The 21953-nt window shown below is 43.7% G+C and carries 12 protein-coding genes; all 12 read left to right on the top strand.

Annotated features, from left to right (window positions below; genetic code table 11):
- Positions 1-69 precede the first annotated feature (69 nt).
- The 12 genes from dnm_RS30280 (at position 70) to dnm_RS30335 (ending at position 21867) form a co-directional block, all read left to right on the top strand.
- Positions 70-5775: a chitobiase/beta-hexosaminidase C-terminal domain-containing protein gene (locus tag dnm_RS30280; RefSeq protein WP_207680589.1), complete on the top strand. Its 5706-nt coding sequence runs from the start codon at positions 70-72 to the stop codon at positions 5773-5775.
- Positions 5772-7148 (top strand): OmpP1/FadL family transporter, encoded by a 1377-nt coding sequence (locus dnm_RS30285; RefSeq protein ID WP_207680590.1) that lies wholly within the window; start codon positions 5772-5774, stop codon positions 7146-7148. Before dnm_RS30280 ends, dnm_RS30285 begins: the two co-directional genes overlap by 4 nt.
- Before the next feature lie 146 nt (positions 7149-7294).
- Entirely contained in the window at positions 7295-8299 is a 1005-nt protein-coding gene (locus dnm_RS30290) for an ABC transporter ATP-binding protein (protein ID WP_207680591.1), read from the top strand.
- Positions 8300-8591: 292 nt separating this feature from the next.
- A complete protein-coding gene (locus tag dnm_RS30295; protein WP_207680592.1) occupies positions 8592-8807 on the top strand; it encodes a hypothetical protein in 216 nt (71 codons plus the stop codon).
- Positions 8804-8995, top strand: a complete 192-nt coding sequence (locus tag dnm_RS30300; protein ID WP_207680593.1) for a hypothetical protein — start codon at positions 8804-8806, stop codon at positions 8993-8995. Before dnm_RS30295 ends, dnm_RS30300 begins: the two co-directional genes overlap by 4 nt.
- 388 nt (positions 8996-9383) lie before the next feature.
- Positions 9384-10214, top strand: coding sequence for an amino acid kinase family protein (locus dnm_RS30305; RefSeq protein WP_207680594.1), 831 nt, complete (start codon positions 9384-9386; stop codon positions 10212-10214).
- A 431-nt stretch (positions 10215-10645) separates the two neighbouring features.
- Positions 10646-11431: a cyclase family protein gene (locus dnm_RS30310; RefSeq protein WP_207680595.1), complete on the top strand. Its 786-nt coding sequence runs from the start codon at positions 10646-10648 to the stop codon at positions 11429-11431.
- A 1122-nt stretch (positions 11432-12553) separates the two neighbouring features.
- Complete coding sequence (locus tag dnm_RS30315; RefSeq protein ID WP_207680596.1) at positions 12554-13399, top strand: prohibitin family protein; 846 nt, start codon at positions 12554-12556, stop codon at positions 13397-13399.
- 145 nt (positions 13400-13544) lie between these two features.
- On the top strand, positions 13545-16301 hold the full coding sequence (locus dnm_RS30320) for an ABC transporter substrate-binding protein (RefSeq protein ID WP_207680597.1): 2757 nt from the start codon (positions 13545-13547) through the stop codon (positions 16299-16301).
- Positions 16302-16490: 189 nt separating this feature from the next.
- Complete coding sequence (locus dnm_RS30325; protein WP_207680598.1) at positions 16491-18716, top strand: ABC transporter substrate-binding protein; 2226 nt, start codon at positions 16491-16493, stop codon at positions 18714-18716.
- Complete coding sequence (locus dnm_RS30330) at positions 18713-20920, top strand: ABC transporter substrate-binding protein (RefSeq protein ID WP_207680599.1); 2208 nt, start codon at positions 18713-18715, stop codon at positions 20918-20920. The genes dnm_RS30325 and dnm_RS30330 overlap by 4 nt, the downstream gene beginning before the upstream one ends.
- 71 nt (positions 20921-20991) lie before the next feature.
- The gene (locus tag dnm_RS30335) at positions 20992-21867 is read left to right on the top strand and encodes a DUF481 domain-containing protein (protein WP_207680600.1); all 876 of its coding nucleotides are present in this window, start codon (positions 20992-20994) and stop codon (positions 21865-21867) included.
- Positions 21868-21953: the final 86 nt, after the last annotated feature.

Consider the following 21953-nt stretch of genomic DNA (forward strand, 5'->3'; position numbering starts at 1 on the left):
CTGAAAAACCAGAACCGTATGTTTGCTGAGACACAAAATCAAAGACTAAATTAAGCGGATTAAAATATTATGAAGCAGAACACAATACATTTTGGGATAACCTTTGCGATTTGTCTTATAGGTCTGTTTTTTATCCCCGCCATCGCTTCAACAGACCGCCCGGATATCTATGAAAAAGATGACACATATGATCTGGCGCATATCATTGTTCCGAATGATGATATCCAGAAGCATAATTTTCATAAATCCGGGGATGAGGACTGGGTGAAATTTCGCGGGGCAGAAGGGGTGAGTTATACTATTGGCGTATATCCCGTAGGGAAAAATACTGGTGTTATCGTAGAACTTTATGAATATAATTCTGAAATCCATGATCTGATCCTGCTGGAATATCAGGAGATGTTTGAGGAGATGTCAGAAGAGATATCTCTGACTATGATTAGGGCTGAAAGCAGCCTTTGCTATGTGAGGATACGTCATTATGATCCGGACGCGTATGGAGAAGATACCGCATATGAAATTAAACTGGAAACTTTTCCTTCCCCAAGTGTTGGTGATGAAGATGGTTTCTTTCCAACTGAGGACATTTATGAAGACGACAACAGAGTTGATCAGGCCAGCGTGATCATCCCGAACACCGAGACACAGCATCACAGTTTTCACAACCTCCGGGATGAGGATTGGGTGAAATTTGACGGAACAGAAGGAAAAAACTATAACCTTGAAATAAATATTCCGGAGGCAGGCTGCGACATTCTGATTCAGATTTATAATGCTGAAATGAAGTTATTGGAGGAGTTTGAAAGTTCATGGAAGCTGTGGGAATGGGATATGATGAATTGCTATTCCTGGTTCTCCTGTAAGCAGGACGGTGTTTATTACCTGAAAGTCCGACCGCTTTATTATACCCTGCAAGTTTGCGGCGAAAATAGGACATATGATCTTAAGCTAAATACGTTCTGCTCGGATCTCTATGAAGAGGATGATATATTTTTTCAGGCGGGCTGGCTCACTCCGTGCGGAACTTATGAGCAGCATAATTTTCATGATGCCGAGGATGAGGACTGGTTCGGCTTTGATGCAATTTCAGGACAGATTTATACTGTTGAAGTAAAGACCAAGGGAAAAATGTGTGATCCTGTTATTGAGTTTTATGATACAGACGGCGTGACATTGCTGGATATTCAGGATAACGCGGGCTCCTCGGAAGATGAGTCTCTGAGCTGGCTCGCTCCTCAGGACGGTTTTTATTATGTGAAAATACATCATCGTGACCCGAATGTCTATGGCGAAGATACTGAATATGAGATTGTGGTGAATAATGTTTTTTGCCCGGATTTCTACGAAAAAGATGACGTATTTTTCTTAGCGAATCACATTGATATGTACGAGCCTCCCCAGCAACACAATTTCCACACTGCCGGAGATGAGGACTGGGTTGAATTTTTCGTAATGCCAAGTAAATATTATAGCATCAGAACAAGCAATATGGGAAAAAATTGTGATGTTGCCATTGAAATTTATAGATATGATTATGATATTGAGGAACTCATATGGTTAGCTTCTCAGGATAGCCCCGGAGCATCGGAAGATACAAGCCTGACCTGGCTTTCCGGGGAAGAGAAGTCTTATTACGTGAAAATACGTCATCGTGATCCCAATGTTTACGGCGAAAATACGGAGTATGAGGTTTCGCTCACCACACCTTGCTCGGAAGACGGATTCTGTCCGGATATCCACGAAGATGATGACACTTTTTCTGATGCTGTTCTCATATCTCCGTATGATGGAATATTTCAACGACATAATTTTCATGACAGCGGAGATGAGGACTGGATTAAATTTGACGGAAAATCAGGTGTCATGTATGAGATTGAGGTTTACAGTATTGGCGCGGATACTGATTTCATCATGGAGCTTTACGACTCGGACGGCGTAACATTGCTTGATTCGTACTCGGGAGAGAGAAACAAAGGCGGACATTTGAAATGGCTCTCTGATAAAGACAGCGTTTATTATATGAAAGTACGTCATCGTGATCCTGATGTGTATGGCCGGAATACCGCGTATGAAATTTGGATATATGCGTATTCGGACATCTACGAAGAAGATGATTCTTTCGATCTGGCGGCTACGATTATGCCAGCTTATAGCTTGCCGAATTCTGGTATAGGTGAAGGTAAGGTCGCTCAGATATACAATAATTTTCCTGTTCCCGGAGATGAGGACTGGTTCAAATTTGACGCTCTTTCAGGCGAACCATATACAATTGAGGCCGTTGAACTGGGTGAAAATGCCGATATTGTTATTGAAATTTACGATTCTGACGGCGAGACATTGCTCGTGTCTCAGGATAATGCCGGGGTGGCGACTGATGAATCTCTGACTTGGATTCCTCCTGAAAATACAACGTATTATGTCAAAACACGCAATCAGGACACTGAGGTTTACGGCACGAAGACAAGATATAATCTTAATGTGGGCGGCGGCGGCGGCGCATCTGCCTTTGCCGGGTCTGTCGAAGGCGTTGTCATGGATAATTTTACCAAGGCTTATATTGAGGGGGCGACAATTAAAACCAGCAGCAATATTTACACATTGAGTCTGCCGAATGGCGGATATCGCATGACTCATCCCGCAGGCACTTATACCATTACTGCCGAGGCATCGGGTTATGAGACGTTTACAGACGCACTGACTGTGGAAGAAACAGGAACTACCAGCAAAGATATTCTTATGATTCCCATAACCGGAACAGTTGCCACACCTGAATTGTCACCGGCTCCCGGCACATACACAACAGAACAACTTATTAAAATCAAATGTGAGACGCCTGGTGCGACGATTCGTTACACAAAGGATGGTACCGAGCCTTCGGATTTGTCTCCGGCTTATGTAACGCCTCTTGCTATATCTGAAACCACCACACTGAGGGCAAAAGCATATAAAAACAACTGGACAGAGAGTGACATGACTTCAGGTGTTTATGAGATTACAGGTACGGTTGAAAAACCGATTTTTTTTCCGGATCCAGGCACTTATACCGTGGAGCTGTCTGCTGAGTTATCGTGCGCCACACCGGATGCAGTGATTTACTATACCACGGACGGCAGCGAGCCAACAGAGCTTTCGCTGGTTTATATTGAACCTGTTTCTGTGTCTGAGACCACAACAATCAAAGCAAAGGCGTTTAAAATCAGTTGGGAAGCCAGTGACACGGCAGAGGAAACGTATATAATTACAGGAACGGTTGCAATGCCCACTTTTTCGCCTGAGCCTGCCACATACACCACGGGGCAGGATGTGGCGTTATTATGCGCCACGCCGGATGCAATTATTTATTACACAACGGACGGGACCGACCCTTCAGAAAGTTCTATGGCTTATAGCGGGCCTGTTTCTGTAGTTTCCACCACCATAATCAAAGCAGGAGCTTTTAAAACGGATTGGGCTGCCAGCTCCGTGGCTACAGGAATTTATACAATAACAGGAACAGTGGCGATGCCTGTCTTTTCCCCCCCTCCCGGAACTTATCCCTCAGCCCGGAATATTGAGATTTCGTGTGCCACGGCCGGTGCGACCATTCATTACACCACGGATGGCTCCGATCCCACTGAAATTTCTCCGGTTTACAGCAGCCCGGTTCCCGTGCCTTCGGGCATGACTATAAAGGCAAGGGCGTTTAAGACGGACTGGGCTGCAAGTGCCGCTGTCACGGGAAAATACACAATAACAGGAACAGTGGCGACACCTGTCTTTTCGCCCGCTCCCGGAACGTATGCGTCAGCGCAGCAGGTCGGGATATCATGTGACACGCCCGGGGCGAGCATTCATTACACCACGGACGGCAGTAATCCCACGGAAAGTTCTCCGGTTTACAACAGCCCGGTTCCCGTGTCATCGGCTGTGACGATTAAGGCGAAGGCGTTTAAGACGGACTGGGCCGAAAGTGCCGCTGTCACGGGAAATTACACGATCACCGGAACAGTGGCGACACCTGCTTTTTCGCCCGCTCCCGGAACGTATGCCTCACCGCAGCAGGTCGGGATATCATGTGACACGCCCGGGGCGAGCATTCATTACACCACGGACGGCCGCGAGCCCACGGAAAATTCTCCGGTTTACAACAGCCCGGTTCCCGTGTCATCGGCTGTGACGATTAAGGCAAAGGCGTTTAAGACAGACTGGGCCGCAAGTGCAGAGGCCACAGGAAAATACACGATAACAGGAACAGTGGTGATGCCTGTCTTTTCCCCCCCTCCCGGAACTTATCCCTCAGCCCGGAATGTTGAGATTTCATGTGACACAGCCGGAGCGACGATTCATTACACCACGGACGGCCGCGAGCCTTCGGAAAGTTCTCCGGTTTACAACAGCCCGGTTCCCGTGTCATCGGCTGTGACGATTAAGGCGAAGGCGTTTAAGACGGACTGGGTTGCAAGTGCCGCTGTGACGGGAAAATACACAATAACAGGAACAGTGGCGACACCTGCTTTTTCGCCCGCTCCCGGAACGTATGCCTCACCGCAGCAGGTCGGGATATCATGTGACACGCCCGGGGCGACCATTCATTACACCACGGACGGCGGCGATCCCACTGAAATTTCTCCGATTTACAACAGCCCGGTTCCCGTGCCTTCGGGCATGACCATAAAGGCAAAGGCGTTTAAGACGGACTGGGCCGCAAGTGCCGCTGTCACGGGAAAATACACAATAACAGGAACAGTGGCGACACCTGCTTTTTCGCCCGCTCCCGGAACGTACGCCTCACCGCGGCAGGTCGGGATATCATGTGACACGCCCGGTGCGACCATTCATTACACCACGGACGGCACCGGTCCCACGGAAAATTCTCCGGTTTATTCATCGCCCATATCTGTATCAGTAAGCACAGTGATCAAAGCAATCGCTTTTAAAAGTGAATGGACTCCCAGCAATACAATAAGCGCAATTTATACAATTACCGGAACAGCTGAATCTCCCACTTTTTCACCAACTCCCGGAACATACACCGCTTCTCAGCACATTGAGTTGTCAGGTGTTTGTTCAGGTGCTTCTGTTCACTATACCACGGACGGCAACGAACCCACAGAAAGTTCACGGCTTTATACATCGCCCATTTTGGTATCTTCAACCACGACAATAAAAGCAAAAGCGTTTAAAACAGACTGGAACCCCAGCACCACAGCAACCGGGGTTTACATAATTACACAAACCGTTGAAAGCCCTGTATTTTTATCAGTTCCCGGCACATATATTACAGAACAGCATGTTGCGTTGTCATGTCCCACATCCGGGGCAGATATTCACTATACAACAAACGGGACCGACCCCACTGAGGAATCTCCGGCATACTTATCCCCCATATCTGTTTCTGAAACCATGACAATCAAGGCGAGGGCTTTTAAAACAGACTGGATCCCCAGCCATGTGACAACTGGAATCTATACAATTACGGGAACAGTTGAACCTCCTGTTTTCTCACCTGATTCGGATATGTATCTGACATCTCAGGAAGTTGAACTGTCCTGCCCCGCACCGGGCGTTGTCATCCGCTATACCACGGATGGCAGTGATCCCACAGAAGATTCTCCAGCCTACTCATCGCCCATATCTGTTTCTGAAACCACTACGATCAAGGCAAAGGCATTTAAGACCGACTGGGCACCGAGCAATACAGTAAGAGGAAACTATATTATCACCACAATTGAAAGCCCCGAATCAGGAGGCGGCGCGTGTTTTTTGAACACCTTATTTAAAGAGGCAAATAAATGAGACATGAATCCACCTGTAAACTATCACTTTTTTTCCTGAGTTTTTTCTTTACCAGCTTTGTTTGTCTTATGGGTTGTGCTCTTGCACAGCCCTCCGACATGATTGAGTTTCAGCGGATTGAAATCCCTTCGTCTTTCAATCCTGTGGGATCAGGAGCAAGAGCGTTGGGGATGGGCAGCGCGTTTATTGCTGTGGCGGATGATGCCACCGCGGCTTCGTGGAACCCCGGCGGTCTTATTCAGCTGGGACGGCCGGAACTCTCACTTGTAGGAACGTTTTTCCATCGCACCGAGGAAAATGAGTTCAGAACCCATTCCGAAGCATCAGGAGAACAGCGTGTGACTGAAAAGAACATCAATTATTTTAGCTTGTCCTATCCCTTTGCCCTTTTCAATCGCAATATGGTCCTTTCCCTGAACTATCAGCGTCTTTTTGATTTTGCACGCGAATGGGATTTTCCCATTATCGAGCGAACTGAGCGAACGTCGGCCGTTCGGAATTTGAGCTATCATCAGGAAGGGAGCCTCTCTGCCGTGGGATTCGCCTATTGCATTCAGATGACGCCGAAATTTTCTTTGGGATTTACGCTGAATTTTTGGGAAGACTGGCTGGATGATAACAGTTGGGAGCAAACCAGACATGAAAAAACAACGGGCTTTGACCGCCGAGAGAATGACCAATTCACCCACGAATTTGACACCAGGAGTCGCTATTCATTTAGCGGATTCAACGCCAACTTGGGATTTTTATGGAATATAAATGAAAAATTTGCCCTCGGCGCTGTTCTTAAAACGCCTTTTACGGCTGATCTGAAACAAGAGTCCTCATCTGAGTATGCCTTCCGTTATTCTGAATTTTCAGAATATAATTCAAGCGGTTCTGATGCTTCATCTGAGAATCAGGAATTGGATATGCCCGTGTCTTACGGTATCGGCATTTCATATCGCTTTTCAGATCAGCTTACCCTGGCTGCGGATATTTACAGAACCGAGTGGCAGGATTTCATCCTCGAAGATTCCGAGGGAAAGCGCATCTGCCCCGTAAGCGGCCGTTCACTTGACGAATCTGATATTGATCCGACTCATCAGGTTCGTATTGGGGCAGAGTATCTGTTTTTTAATCCGCTTCATTCCAAATACATTATTCCGCTGCGCGGAGGCCTGTTTTACGACCCTGCTCCTGCCGAGGGAAGCCCTGATGATTTTTATGGTTTCAGTATTGGATCGGGAATCGTAGTGGGACAGTTTATTTTTGACCTTGCATATCAGTATCGTTTTGGTGAAGATGTGGGGGATTATATCCTTCAAGACATGGGATTCTCACAGGACGTGAGTGAACACACGGTGTATTCATCAGTGATTATCCATTTTTAACCGACACATCGGCGACATGCCTGCGGCTTAAAAATAATGCTACAAATATGCCGCCCTTACAGGGCTTGGTCGGCTCTCCCCTAACTCCGTTATAATCAGGAAAAATCTTTTGTCCGGATGGTTAAGCATAGACAAACAAAAACACAATGCTTTATTCTGTCAGAAATCTGAAAAAAATATACAATGGCCGGGCAGTGCTTGATCTGGAAAGACTGTCTCTTGAAAAAGGCAAAGTCTATGGGCTGCTCGGACCCAATGGCTCGGGCAAGACAACCCTGCTCCATATCCTGAGTTTTCTGACTTCTCCCTCAGCGGGGACGGTCTTTTACGAAGACAAACCTGTTTCCTTTGCGGAAAATTTGTTACAGCCGCTTCGCAGGGAAGTTGTTCTGGTGGATCAGCATCCCATTCTTTTCAGCACTTCGGTTTATAAAAATATCGAATTCGGGCTTAAAATCCGCAAGATTCCCAAACAGGAAAGGAAAAAGATCATTGAAGCATCCCTCGATATGGTGGGGATGCGGGAGTTTATGTCCGCGGATAATCATCATCTTTCCGGAGGGGAAACTCAGCGGGTGGCGATTGCCAGAGCTTTGGCCTGCTCCCCGAAAGTCATGCTTTTTGACGAACCCACATCCAGTGTTGATGTGAGCAGTCAGATTGCCATTGAAAACATTATCCGAAATCTTCACACGGAAAAAGGGATATCCATCATTTTTTCCACCCATGATTTGCTTTGGGCCTCAAAATTAGCTGATGAAAAAATTTTTCTTTTTGAGGGGCACCTCAGTTCTTCTGTTTATGAAAATATTTTTAACGGAAAGGTGCTTGTCAAAGGGGAACAGAAATATTGTCTGGTCAATGAAAACGTTCTGATTCCGGTAAAGGCAGACGCTGAAGATTGGGTAAAAATTGCCGTAAATCCCAAATCTGTTAAAATTGTTGCTTCCAAAAAAGCGGATGATCATGCTGAAATCCTGAAAGGCAGAATATTTCAACTCACTGAAGAGAGGGAAAAAGTCAGGGTTGTGGCAGATGTGGGAATTCCTCTGAGTGTTTTGCTGAAAAAAAAAGAATATATTGATCTTAGGGTTTGTATTGGGGACACTGTTATGATAAAGTGTTTTGAACATGGCGTAAGCATCATTTAAAAAAGGAAAGGAGAGGTTTGTATCGGAAGCACTGTTCTGATCACTCGATCATCTTTTTTTTCTGTCATTCCTGCGAAAGCAGGAATCCACTTTTGCCGACAACCGCTGATAAAAAGGCAGTGCATTCCTGCTTTCACAGAGTCGGCGTGAACTCAGATTTCGGCGAGATCAGTCGGGTCGTGGGACGAAATCACAGGCTGTTCTCGGAATCAGCTCGGAAAATTTGATGATCGAGTGATAACGTCTTTTGAACATGACGTAAACATGATTTAAAAAAGAAAGGAGAAAGGTCATGAATGGAAAAATCTTTTATCGTGAAAGAAGGATAGTCAAGGAAGGCGAAAAAAAACCCAGATACAGAATTGTCGCGGTAGCTGATTTGAACCTGAAGATTTATGCCAGTCATCTCCGTATGAGCGAGCTTCAGCATATTGCAGATGATCTGGGTGCAAATCTTATTGAACTTCGCCGGGGTCCCAAACATCAGGGGCAGGATAGCGGGAAATGATCAGTGATCGCCTGTCACTGACTCGTTATCAGTTCATTGCCCGAAAAAAAATCGCAGAACAGGTGAAGCCTGGCAGAGATCACATTCAAATCACATATCCGAATCTGTTCATCGCGATGAGCCTGGGCTCACCCACTCTCAGCAAATCGAAAAAATTTTCAGGCCCTCACAGGACAGACAAGGAATAAACCCGGGTTTTTTCGACAGGGGAGACACTTCGTCCGGGGAAAAAAAGCCGGGTTTCTCCGCTGTCCAGCGCACAGCCCGGAAACTTTTCGACCTGTGCAGTGAATTTCGGTGGGTTCCGCTTCGCTCCACCCACCCTACATCTCTTTTTTAATTTCAAATAATTATAAAAGGCACAGGTCGAAACTTTTCGAGCTGCTGACTCTGCTCAAACATTATCTTAAACGGCCATGATCATCCGGCCGCGACAAAACATCAAAGTTCAGCGTTTTTCCTAACACCTAACACCTAACACTTAACACCTAACACCTAACACCTAACACTTAACACCTAACACCTGACACTTAACACCTAACACCTAACACCTAACACCCCATAAAGGAGTTGAATATGCCGCTGGTACGGGAGAAGGATGGAAAAAGATTACACGTCAAAAGCAAACTGATGGGCGAGAGCCTGGTCAGCAAAGCATTTATTGAAAGCCTGGACATTGCTCCCCAGCACAGGCTTTTTCCTGATGTCTGCATTATGAAAATCGGGGGGCAGTCCATATGTGACCGGGGCGCAAAAGCCCTTCCCGGAATTATTAAGGAGATCGGCGAGAACAGGAAAAAGCATAAGATGCTTATCACCACAGGGGGCGGAACCCGGAGCAGGCATATTTATACCATTGCTCTGGAACTGGGAATGCCCACCGGCATTGTCGCCAGCTTTGGCAGTACGATTTCAAAGCAGAATGCCCTTATGGTTTCGTTTCTTTTGTCGCCCTGGGGCGGAATCAAAATTTCCCATGATGACATCTGCAAACTTCCCACTTATTTTGCAGAGGGGATTATTCCGGTCACTCATGGGATGCCGCCATATGATTATTTTGCCATTCGGCCTGCAAAGGGAAGAATTCCCATTCACAGAACCGATGTGGGCATGACGCTGCTTGGTGACCTGATCGGGTCAAAAAATATTATCTTTATCAAGGATGAAAAAGGGCTTTACACGGACGATCCCAAGAAAAATCCGGACGCGAAATTTATTCCCGAAATCGGAGCCAAAGAGCTGATGGACATGAAGCTGGATGACCTTGTCATTGAACGTCCCTGTCTGGAGATCATACAGAACAGCGAGGTTATCGAAAAAATTCAAATTCTCAACGGAATGGAACCTGGAAATATTACCCGGGCCTTAAATGGCGAGCATGTGGGAACCATCATTTATAAACAATAGCTGTTTTGATCTGTGGCTGACCACGTTGAGCATCAGAGGAGTGCGAAAAATACTTTTTCGCTTTTTCGCTAATGCTAAGTACCTGAGCAAAAGTTTTTTATACATCTTTTTTTCTGCGGACGGGAGAGAAACCCGGCTTTTTCCGACTCGGGAGGCACTTCATCCGGGAAAAAAAGCCGGGTTTCTTTGCCGCACAGCGCACAGTCCGGAAACTTTTCGATCTGCTGATACTCAATAATCAAGTTTTTTCTGTCATTCCTGCGAAAGCAGGAATCCATTTTGAAAAGATGCCGTGCGGATTGCTGCTTTCGCAGGGCCGGCCGGACCGGATCAGAAAATTTGATTATCGAGTAATAATGATTTCTGCTGTTTTTTGCGAAAATAAAATTTTCGCACTCCTTTATCTTAAACATGAATTGAAAGGACTGAATATGGGACACAAACGCCTTGTTGATCTGAGTATCTGCATTGAACCTGATCTCCCCAGCGACCCCCCGGAGATGATTCCCCAGATAAATTATATGGATCATGCCATGGGGGCTGAACAGATGAAAGATTTTTTTCCGGGGATTACAAAGGAACATCTTCCGGAAGGTCTGGGGTGGGCCATAGAAATGCTGACACTCACCACCCACTCGGGCACACATCTGGATGCGCCTTATCACTATCATCCCACCATGGACAAGGGAAAGCCCGCCCTGAAAATTGATGAAATACCGCTTGAATGGTGTTTCAATGACGGGGTGCTTCTGGATTTTCGCCACAAAGCAGATGGTGAGCGGATTACAGTGGATGATCTGAAAAAAGAACTGGATCGGATACAATACCAAATCAGACCGCTTGACATTGTGCTTATTCAGACTGGTGCGGACAGTGCCTGGGGGACCCGGGAATATCTTGTCAAAGGAGCCGGCATGGACAAAGAAAGCACGCTTTTTCTTACAGATCAGGGCGTAAAAGTGACCGGAACAGATGCCTGGAGCTGGGACAGACCCCTGCCCTTTATTGCAAAAGAATTTCAGCAAACCAAAGACCCCAAAGTTATCTGGGAGGCACACTTTGCCGGAATAGAAATCGGTTATTGCCATATGGAGAAAATGGCAAACTTGTCCGCCATTGGAAGACCTCATGGTTTCACGGTGTGTTGTTTTCCAATCAAAATCAGAGGGGCCAGCGCGGGGTGGACGCGTCCGGTTGCAATTGTGGATGAAGATTAAAGAATATCCCCCCGAAAACCAAATCCGGGAAATTCATCTCTCACCTTTAAGGAGTGCGAAAATTTTATTTTCGCATATCTCCCCGGTGTCATAAACAAGTAAGGGATTTTCCCAAAAATAAAATACCCGGAAATGTGGAAATGTAGGGTGGGTGGAGCGAAGCGGAACCCACCGCACATTTTTATCGGGTATCTGTGTACAGGACAAAAAAGATAAGTGCCGGAGAAACCCGGCTTTTTCCGACAGGGGAAACCGCCTCGTCCGGGGAAAAAAGCCGGGTTTCCTTGCCGCCTGTCTTTTTTGTCCTGTACACAGATCGGGTATATTATTTATCTCGAGTTCCCTAAGTATCCGGACATAAATTTTCAGATATAAATGCGACATCAGACCTGCGAGGTTTCGGAATCGTCGCAGCCCTTCGGATATGATCACTCGATGTTCAGTTAAATGAGCTTGCTGTCCTGCGGGAGATCATTCTTTGGCAAAAAATCATAAACAGACTGACTCTGTTTTATAATACCACAAAAGGGCATGTCTGCGTGGCCTTCAGAACAGTCGTCGCCCGAAAACTTTCTGATCTGCTGAGAATATTAAGCATTGATTATAGCTGGTTATTATGATAACTCATACACCGTTTATAATTTTTTTTTAAATTTATCCTATTGATATTAAAATAAAAGTAGTCCTGAAAAGGTAGTGATGAATCCCGTTCAGTCCCCTGATTTATCAGGACATTGAATCTCATCCATCACTGCTTGTACAGGAGTACCAGAATAAAATGTGTAACTCGATAATCAAGTTTTCTTTGTCATTCCGTCCGATGACCAACTGAGCCTGCCGAAGTCTGCGAAAGCAGGAATGACAGACTGTTCTGCCGGATCGGATCTGAAAACCTGATGATCGAGTGTAAGGGACAACAAAATGAGGATAGTCATCCCGTTAAAATAATACATCTGCTGATACCTGATGATCAAATTTTTTGACTCCGCTTTAACAAACAGCCCGTTATTCCTGATAAAGCAGGAATGACAGAAAAAACCTGATCATCGAGTCATAAGATATCCGCTGTCCGGCAGATGAAACTGGCTCTGTTCTTTGGAAAAAGGGAAAAGAGGCGACAACTTGAAATTTTATAAAAAAATTATAACTAAGTTAAAAGCCGGAGCGATTCCGCTTTTGATCTTTTTTCTTATGGTTCTGATCATAATTTCGTATCTGAGTAAAAGAACCTTTTATAGCATTATGCCTGGCGAGGGAGGCGTACATTGGAGCCGTTTTCACGGAACAGAGATTGATTATGTGTATCCTGAGGGCTTACATACGATTTATCCGTGGGATAAGATGTATATCTATAACGTCAGAATTCAGGAAATTGCACCTGAATTTGATGTTCTGACCAACACGGGGCTGAGGATTCATTTGCTGATATCTATTCGTTACGCACCGAAATACAAATTACTGGGAGTGCTTCATCAGAAAGTCGGACCGGATTATGTAAATACAGTCATCATTCCGGAAATCGAAGCTGTTTTGCGTGAAATTATCGGAACAATGGGAGCGGAAGAGATATATACCACTGGGAGAGCTGTTATTATCGAGGCCATTAACCAGGCAATTGAGCAGGTTGCCCAACGGTACATTAATGTTGACGATGTGCTTATTAAAAGAATTGATTTGCCGAACACTGTTGCAAAAGCAATACAATATAAAATAGAACAAAAACACCTTGTCGAAGCTCATAAATTTATTGTTGAGAGAGAAAAAAAAGAAGCAGACAGAAAACGTATTGAAGGTGAGGGCATACGGGATCAGCTTAAAATCATCGCTTCGGCCCTTCCTGAAGGGGAGATATTAAAATGGAAAGGAATTCAGGCCACTGAGAGCATTTCCAAATCAGATAATGCCAAAGTTGTGATTGTCGGCAACGGACCCGAAGGTTTGCCGATCATATTAAATACAGATAAATAAGAGATGATTCAGGATACGACTGCCTGTATTCATGAACTGAGGGAGAAGCCCTGAAATTTTATTTCAGTGATCCCCGGGATATCTCTTCCCCAAATCGTAAATACGCCAGATACAACGTCCGGATAAATTTTCCATAATATTTATTTTGAAAGCATTGAATATTCTGACACTCAGCCACTCAGATCAGACGCCGAACATAAAAAATTTCCTTATCCTAATGGTCGCCATTTTTTTTATTGCTTCCTGCAAACCGCCTACAATAGCAGAACGAAGGGCACAGAAAGCTGCTAATTCAAAAGGAGATATTGTTATCGGAATTGTTGACAGCTCGCCCGGTATCCCCCTTTTTGTTGAAGGGATCAATTTTGCAATAGAGGAACTGAATGGAGAGGGCGGTATTCTTGGGAGAAAAATACGGGCCATCTATCGTGATGATGAGGGGTCTGTTGAGGAAGGGCAAAAAATTGCAAGGGAATTAGGGAAAAACACGAATATTATCGCGGTTGTGGGACATTGTTTCTCTGATGTTGCGATTCCGGTATCCATTACATATGAGAAGTCCGGCCTTGTTTTTATTTCCCCGGGAACAACGAATCCGGATTTAATACGATCAGACAACAAATTTGTTTTCAGAAACATACCTTCGGACATCGTAACAGGGCGCGAACTTGCCAAATTCGCACATCGTAGCGGATATAAGCAAATAGCCGTAATTTATGACAGGGATTCTACTGGCAGAAGACTGGCAGAAGTTTTTTATAAACATGCTGATGACATGGGGATCAAAATTGCTGCAGAAATCTCCTATTCCGGATCCTGGGAAAAGGATTTCAGGCTTCTTATTGCGGAACTTGTCAAGGAGACCAAGTTTGACGCTGTTTTTCTGGGAGGCGAGATCCCTTCTGGTGCCCATTTTGTAAAACAGATGCGGAAAATGGGAGTGACAGTTCCCATCATCGGAGGAAACAGTCTTGACTCACCGCAGCTTTTAAATATTGCCGGAAAATCAGCTCAGAACACAATCCTTCCGACTGTTTTTGATCCCAAACGTTCCCGAACACTTACCCGGGAATTTGTGAAAAAATTTAAATCCAAAACAGGTATTACTCCCGACAGATGGGCTGCCCAGGGCTATGATGCTGTCCGGCTTCTGGCCTTTGCCATTAAGTCAGGTGATTCCACTGTTCCGATTACACTCAGCACCATCCTGCGGTTTCTTGAAAACTGGGAAGGGGTCACCGGGTCTTATTCTTTTACTTCTGACGGAAACATTATTGACAAGTCTGTTTTTTTCAAAATGGTTGACCGAGGAGAGTTTCGATTTTTAGAACGTGATTTAAGAAAACAGGAGAATCCGTTTGAAATACTGGAAGAAGTTACGTTAAGGCTGCCAGTTGAGGGAATTATTCCGACCATTGATCCGGGGCTGACTTCGGATGTGACCTCTATTGAGTTAACCGAACAACTGTTCCTGGCACTGACCGATTTTGACCCCAAAACCTATGAGCCTGTTCCGGAATTTGCCACAGAGTGGAAAGCCAGTCAGAACGGGAAGTTTTATTTGTTTAAATTGCGAGAGGATGTCACCTGGACAAACGGCGAACCTGTGACCGCCCACGATGTTGTCTGGGCAATCCGGCGCAATATTGATCCGAAAACCGAAGCTCCTTTTGCCCATGCGCTGTATGCGCTGAAAAACGCCAGAGCAATACATAAGGGAAAACTCAAAGATATTTCAAAAATCGGGGTCAACGCGATTGATGATTTTACATTATGGTTCAGACTTGAACATCCTGTTGCCTATTTTCCTGCTCTGGTCAGCCTGTGGATTTACCGTCCTTTGCCTCGGAATACCATTGAAAAATACAAAGACAAATGGACAGAACCTAAAAATATTCAGACCAACGGTTCCTACAAGCTGATTGCGTGGGAAAAAGGCATGGCAATGGCCCTGCAAAAGAATCAGGATTACTACGATGCGAAAAATGTCCGTATTCCCAAGATATGCTACTATGTGATACCGGAAAGTTCCGTGGGACTGGCAATGTATAAAAATAACCAGCTCGATATTATTGGAGACAGTTATCTGCGGCTTCCGATGGCCGAACTCCCGAATATATTGGCAGACCCGGTATTATCCGCAGAGTATTCCCAACAGCCGATGTTTTCCACATATGCTTACGCGTTTAGTACCAATCCCCCGCTGGATAACGTTCTTGTTCGGAAAGCCATTGCAGCAGCTATTAATCGTAAGCTTATTATTGCGTTTATAACAAAAGGGGGAGAGAGGGCTGCAAAAACATATGTAACGCCGCCAGCTTTCGGCTCTGTTGATCCCGAAGACGGCGTGGGCATAAATTTTAATCCGGCTCAGGCAAAGAAATGGTTGGCAGAAGCCGGATATCCTGATGGAAAAGGCTTGCCCGAAATCATGCTGACATATAATGATTCTGAAACCCACAGAGAGATTGCCCGGGCGATTCAGATATTTTTGAAATATTATCTGAACATAACTCTCAAACTTGATGAAAGAAACTGGTCTGATTATCTTGAATCATTGTCAAACCCCTCTGAACTGCATATGTTCCGAATCGGATGGTCTGGCGATTATCCTGACGCGAGCAACTGGTTCGACAGTCTTCCTCATTATTTTTCTTTTGACAAAATGGCTTGGGGAAATTCGGAGTTTGTCAAAACAGTCCGACTGGCAGAAAAAGAACAAAGCCTCTTGGAAAGAAAAAAGCTTTATATGCGTGCAGAACAAATTATGTGTGAGGAAGACTGCGTGGTTACTCCGATTTTTTTTGATATTGGAAAATACCTGGTCAAACCCAGGATAAAAGGGTGGTACAATATGGCACTGGGCGGCCAGCATATTCGGGATTGGTATTTTGAACAATAGGGTTTTCCGAGGGCATATTTCAAACTTGCTGATATCTTTTGTCTGACGGTTTTTTTGCGGTTTGCGGGACGGGGTTTGCAACCCCGTCCGAAATGTTCATTGTTTTTGCGGGACGGGGTTTGCAACCTCGTCCGAAATGTTTCCACGCCCGGGTAAGAATATGGGAAAAATATATGTCCGGGTACTCACATGACTATGAAAAAAGCGATATTCATATATTCAACACTCAGTTTAATCGGGCTGGGTGTCTATTTTTTACTGCCGGAAATAACTTCTCTTGAAAAAGCCCCTGTTTATATCGCTTTGGCAGCCCCTCTGAGCGGTCCGGATAAACCGGAAGGAAAAGAGATTCTCAAAGGCGTTCAGTTGTATCTTGATCAGATAAATAAAAAAGGAGGAATTGGCGGCAGGAAAGTGAAATTGCGTATCTTTGATGATAACGGAAAGAGCGAAAATTCAGGGGATATTGCCTCTGAAATTGCCATGAGCAAAGATATTCTGCTTGTACTTGGGCACTTTACTTCATCTGCTTCTGTTGTCGCAGGAAAAATTTATAAAAGATTCGGAGTGCCTGCCATCACCGCCTCTGCAACTGCCGGACAGGTGACCTTTAAAAATGACTGGTATTTCAGAATGATATCGAATGATGCATTCCAGGGAAAGTTTATTGCAAATTATATCTGTACAGTTTTGAAAAAAACATCAGCCAGTATTTTATTTACAAACGACAGCCGCAATTCCGAACTTGTAGGATATTTTGAGAGAGAAGCGAACAAGTGCGGGCTTGAAATTAAGAAAAAATGGAGCATTGATTCGGACAGGAATAAGCTGGAGAAAGAAATAAAGAAGGCTGTCACTGTGCTGAGATCAGTAAAACAACCCGGTATGATTTTTATTGCGGCTCATGCCTATGAAAGTGTCAAGATCATCACGTCATTAAAACATCCCGGAACGAATTATCACATCATAGGCCCTGAAATATTTGCTGACAAATCATTTATCAGCAGGTTCGCGAATTATCCCCAGGAGCAGGTAAGGCCCGGATACTATACAGACGGTATTTATGGGACATCCGCGTTTATTTTTGATCTTGCAAACAAAGAAGCCCATCAGTTCAGGAAAGCATTTGTAGCAAGATACAAAGAAGAGCCTTCGGTCCTGGCAAGCTGTTATTATGATGCTGTCCATGTTGCCGTTGAAGCCATTAAATTATCCGAAATTAAAGGCCGGAACGATATACGAAAAGACCGGAAAGAGATCAGGGATATACTGATCAGTATGAACAGCATCGAAAATGGCATTCAGGGTGTAACCGGATATATCTGTTTTGATAAAAACGGCGATATCAACGGACAGATATATGTCGGTGTCTATCAGAACAGAGCGTTTTTCCCGGCCTATTCGCAATATCCCCCGATCATTCCCGAACCAGCAGAAACAGATGTCTTTATCGAAAATGCTCCGACTGATGAAAAAATGCTGGCTCACGAAAAAAACAAGAACATGACCCAGATCGTTTATGCTGGTATTGATATTAATGAAATCAGCAATCTGAACATCAGCCGTTCAAGTTACACTTTGGATTTTTACCTTTGGTTCCGCTTTAAAGGGGAATTTGATGATTCAAACATTGAATTTACAAATGCGGCAAATGAAATTAAATTGGACCATCCCATTACAGAAACGCGTGACAGGGACATTACGGTTCGGGCATACCATGTAAAAGCTGATTTTAAGAGTGATTTTGATTTTCATGCCTATCCGTTCGGAAAACAGATTTTACGCATTCATTTCCACCATCTCTTTCGAAAAAAAAGCAAGCTGATTTTTGTTCCTGATGTCCTGGGACTGTCCGGCTTTCACGATAAAAAAAATGCGGGAAAACAAATACTGCATGCCACAACCGGCTGGACTGTGGATGACATCTCACTTTATCAGGACATTTTAAGTCGTGCTTCCGACCCTGATATTCCGGATGTTCTGAATTATCGGACGACTACCAGCTACTCTCGGTTCAACGCTGAAATTCGGATTAAGAGAAAAGGGTTCAGCTTTGTTTTAAGAAAATTTTTACCAATTATTTTAGTGGGATTAACTTTATACTGCATTTACTTTATACCGTCCGGATGTCATAAAATTCGTATTGTGATCCTCATCGGAGGACTCATAACAACTGTCCTACATCATACAAAGCTGTTATCAGACATATCCGCAATAGGATACTTTACTGCCATTGAGTATGCTTGTTTCACCATATATGCATTGATCATATTATCTGTTTTAATCACAATTTCAATATTCATGCTATATAAAAAAGGAGACAGAAAAAAAATAACATATATTATTCGTTCAGGAAAAATTATTTATTTTTCAAGTATGTTCATCGCTGTTGTATGGATGGTATATATAACATGAAAAAAGCGATATTCATACATCTGACGATCATTTTTATCAGCCTGGGTACTTTTCTCCTGGTGCGTCAGACCATTCTTGTCAAAGAAACGCCGCTTCATATTGCCGTGGCAGGGCCTATGAGCGGGCATTATATGGCAAAGGGAAAAGAAATGCTCAAAGGGATTAACTTGTATCTTAACAAAATAAATAAGGCAGGCGGGATTAATGGCAGAAAAATAAAATTGCGTATTTTTGATGATAAAAATGAGATAAAAACGGCCAAAAAAACAGCTCTCGAAATTTCAAGGAGTGATGATATTCTGATTGTACTGGGACATTATTTCAGCGAGATTTCTATTGCCGTAGGAAAAATTTATAAAAAAGGGCGAGTGCCTGCCATCACCGGGTCAGCCACGGCCAGATCCCTTACCACGGAGAATGACTGGTACTTCAGAACAGTGCCGAATAATGTTTTTCAGGGAAATTTTATCGCAAATTATATTAATAAAGGCTTAAAGAAAAATTCGGTGAGTGTTATATTTATTAAAGACAGTTTTGGTCTTGATTTTTTAGGACATTTTGAAAATTTTGCAGTTGATTTGGGACTTGAAATAAAAAAAAAATGGGGATTTGATCCGGATAGAAAAAAATTGGATGACGAGATGAAGAAAATCACGGAAGAATTAAAGTCAGTAAACGACCCGGGAATACTCCTTTTTGTGGGCGGGAGCTATGACGGTGTGAAACTCATCTCATCATTAAAAAAATCAGGTATAAATTATTCTTTAATAGGTGTTGACACACTTACAGAGCCGTCATTTTACAACGGATTTAATGAATATCCTTTGGAGCAGGAGACACCGGGATATTATACAGACGGTATTTATGCCATATCTTCGTTCCTTGTTGATATTGCCGGTAAAAACGCCTATGATTTCAGAGAGGAATTTTTTGAACTGTATAATGAAGAGCCGTCCTGGATAGCTGCTTTCTATTATGATGCCGTGCAGACTGTTGCTGAGGCCATTAAAAGAGCCGATATTCAGGATAAGGAAGATATAGAAGATGCCCGAAGAAAAATCAGAGCAGCTTTGGCAGGCATGTACAATCTTGAAAAAGCTGTTGACGGCATAACCGGCCATATTTATTTTGATAAAAACGGTGATGTGAACAATCCTTTGGCCGTGGGAGTCTATAAAAAACAAAAGTTTATTCCGGCATTTTCACAATATGATATTATATCCGGTGCCAAAGGCACTGCTGATACCATCAGGATGGTACTGAACGGTAATATCATACTGATTAACGGAAAAATGCTGAAAGAAACTCAGGTTGTTTATACAGGTATTCATATTAACGAAGTCAGCGGGGTGGATATAAAAAACGCTCATTACACCGCAGATTTTTACCTCTGGTTCCGTTTTCAGGGAAAATTCAAAGCTTCTGATATCGAATTTATAAATGCTCTGAAGCCGCTTAAACTGGATCAGCCAATGACGGAGAAGAGCGAAGGAGAGTTCAGCATTCAACTATACCATATAAAAGCGGATTTCAGAAGCGATTTTGATTTTCATAATTTCCCTTTTGATCATCAGGTGTTACGGATATGCTTTCGCCATGCCTTTCGAGAAAACAGCAGCCTGATTTTTATTCATGATCTTTTAAAACCACCTGAGTTTTCGGACAAAAAAAATAACGAAAAAACAAGGTTCGGGGATATGAAGTGGAGTATAGATGAGATATCACTTTATAAGGATATCATCAGTAATGTTTCCACGCTCGGTATTCCGGATCGTTTTAATTCTCCGAGGCCCATTAATTATTCCCGGTTCAATGCTGAAATTCGCATTAAAAGAAACGATTTTACTACTGTTTTTAAAAGAATTTTACCTATTTTCATAGGGCTATTAGGTTTATATTTAATTTACTTTATCCCCTCTGACCAGCATATCCTCCGCGTGCTGGGCGTCATGTTTGCGTTTATTGCAAACACTTTCTGCCATTTAAAATTTCTATCAGACTTGCCTGTAGAATATATTATGATCATTGAATATGTTTTTTTTATGGGATATGCGTTGATAATGCTGTCCCTTTTAATATCAGTATCAACACTGATGCTGCAAAAAGGAAACAGGGACAAGACAGTCCGGATCATGCTTGCAGGAAAAATTATTCATCCTTTAATCGTTTTGACAACGGGTTTATGGATCGCATATATTCTGTGATTAATTGAGAATTGAGAATTAGTAATTGAGAATTGAGAATTGAGAATTGAGAATTGACAAGGAGAGGAAGAATGAAGGGAATAAAATTATTTATCCGTGTATTTGTTGTTTTTATGGTCATCGCTTTTAATTGCCACTCTGTTCATTCTGGCCGGAAAGCGGACAGGACTCATCATAATAAAATATATTTAAGCCGGTTGGTTGTTAAGGATTACAGGCCCAGGGAACCGATTCTCCTCGCTTATAATTTCATAGGCCAGCCAACGGTTCAGGATAGCAATGATATCCGAAAATGGACCAATGAAACAGAGCTTTCCTTCTCCGATACAGGGGGAAACACTGATGTTGTGAATTTGTCTGCCAATACGATTTGGAAGTACAAGTTTAATGAAAAGCTTGAGGGGAGCTGGAAACTCAGCGGGTTGTACGGTGAAAGTGACAGTGAAAAAAACGCTGAAAATTATTCAACCAAGCTGCGGGCAGATTATTTGTTTTCAAAACGGTTTTACTCTGCGATTACCGCGGGCTGGTTAAAGGACGAGTTCGCAGGTATTAAGCACCGCTATCAGTTAGGGTCTCCCAGTGTGGGTTATAAATTTTTCAGCGGCCCGAAACAGTTTCTGAAAAGTGAGGCAAGTATAGATTATGTAAAAGAAGAATACACGGATGACACAGAAGCTGATTTCCCTTTGGCCCGTGCTTTTACAGAATATGAATATGCTTTCACAGAAAAACAAAAGTTTTCCCAGTCCCTGGAATTCCGCTATGATTTTGAAAGCAGTGATAATTATGATGGACATTCGGTAACGGCGTTGACATCTGCATTGAGCGACAATCTCTCCCTAAAAGCTAGTTATGAAATAAAATATGATAACGAACCCGTTCCTTCAACGCTGAACAAAACAGATACCAGCTTGGGAATTTCGCTTATTATTCATTCGGATTAGAACTCGGGTTCCTTCTCCCCAATCCAAAGCGTCACTGTCAGCAGACCGAAAAGTTTTCGAGCTGTTGCGGAGCGGACACAACGGGC

Origin of the sequence: Desulfonema magnum (assembly GCF_017377395.1) — a bacterium.
Lineage (GTDB): Bacteria > Desulfobacterota > Desulfobacteria > Desulfobacterales > 4be13 > Desulfonema_C > Desulfonema_C magnum.

Bases quoted from the DNA above. Each gene is read 5' to 3' on its own strand.
- dnm_RS30280 (WP_207680589.1), top strand. From the start codon at position 70: ATGAAGCAGAACACAATACATTTTGGGATAACCTTTGCGATTTGTCTT.
- dnm_RS30295 (WP_207680592.1), top strand. From the start codon at position 8,592: ATGAATGGAAAAATCTTTTATCGTGAAAGAAGGATAGTCAAGGAAGGC.
- dnm_RS30285 (WP_207680590.1), top strand. From the start codon at position 5,772: ATGAGACATGAATCCACCTGTAAACTATCACTTTTTTTCCTGAGTTTT.
- dnm_RS30325 (WP_207680598.1), top strand. From the start codon at position 16,491: ATGACTATGAAAAAAGCGATATTCATATATTCAACACTCAGTTTAATC.
- dnm_RS30330 (WP_207680599.1), top strand. From the start codon at position 18,713: ATGAAAAAAGCGATATTCATACATCTGACGATCATTTTTATCAGCCTG.
- dnm_RS30305 (WP_207680594.1), top strand. From the start codon at position 9,384: ATGCCGCTGGTACGGGAGAAGGATGGAAAAAGATTACACGTCAAAAGC.
- dnm_RS30290 (WP_207680591.1), top strand. From the start codon at position 7,295: ATGCTTTATTCTGTCAGAAATCTGAAAAAAATATACAATGGCCGGGCA.
- dnm_RS30335 (WP_207680600.1), top strand. From the start codon at position 20,992: ATGAAGGGAATAAAATTATTTATCCGTGTATTTGTTGTTTTTATGGTC.
- dnm_RS30310 (WP_207680595.1), top strand. From the start codon at position 10,646: ATGGGACACAAACGCCTTGTTGATCTGAGTATCTGCATTGAACCTGAT.
- dnm_RS30300 (WP_207680593.1), top strand. From the start codon at position 8,804: ATGATCAGTGATCGCCTGTCACTGACTCGTTATCAGTTCATTGCCCGA.